Source organism: Marinobacter sp. C7 (genome assembly GCF_022343555.1).
In the GTDB taxonomy this organism is placed as follows: Bacteria; Pseudomonadota; Gammaproteobacteria; order Pseudomonadales; family Oleiphilaceae; genus Marinobacter.
In genome coordinates this window covers 1-681 of the sequence record NZ_JAKQZH010000036.1, presented here as the reverse complement: position 1 = coordinate 681, position 681 = coordinate 1, and the positions used below count along the sequence as shown (strand labels likewise).

The 681-nt window shown below is 64.6% G+C and carries 1 protein-coding gene; it reads left to right on the top strand.

Going from position 1 to position 681, the window contains the following annotated elements:
* The coding region (locus MD273_RS18565; RefSeq protein WP_239039259.1) for an efflux RND transporter permease subunit at window positions 1-681 on the top strand (681 nt) is incomplete at both ends.

Sequence of the window (681 nt, the reverse complement as noted above, 5' to 3'; positions counted from 1 at the left end):
GGCATGGCCTTTACCGGCCTTTACGCGCGCACACTGCGCTGGTCGCTTGGCGCACCCATGGTGGTTCTGGCCTTCGGCGCACTTTTGATGTTCGGCGCCTACATCGCCTATACCAACATCACAAATGAGCTTCTGCCGAAGGAGGACCGCTCGTCGCTGATGATGCGGATCTCGACGGCGCAGGGCGTCAGCCTCGACTACACCCGCGACCGTATCCAGCAGGTCGAGGAGAAGCTGCAGCCGCTCGTCGACAGTGGCGAAATTGAGAGCATCTTCTCGATTTCCGGCTTTGGCAGCTCCACCAATAGCGGCTTCATGGTGATGACACTGGCGCCATGGGACGAGCGGACCCGCAGCCAGGACGAGATCGCCCGCGACGTCAATGCGGCCGCCGCGCAGGTGCCGGCCGTGCGGGCGTTTGCCTTCCAGCCGAATTCGCTCAACATCCGCGGCGGCGGCAGTGGCCTCAGTTTCGCGCTGGTCGGTGCCACGCATGAGAGGCTCGCCGCGGCAGCCGCCACGTTGGTAACGGAGATGGAAGGCGATCCGACCTTCTCCAATCCCCGCCTCGGCAATGATGCGACCCAGGCGCAGATATCCCTGACGCTCGACCGCCAGCGGGCCTCCGATCTCGGCATCGACATCTCCGCCCTGTCGCAGGCGCTGCGAGCGCTTCTCGAC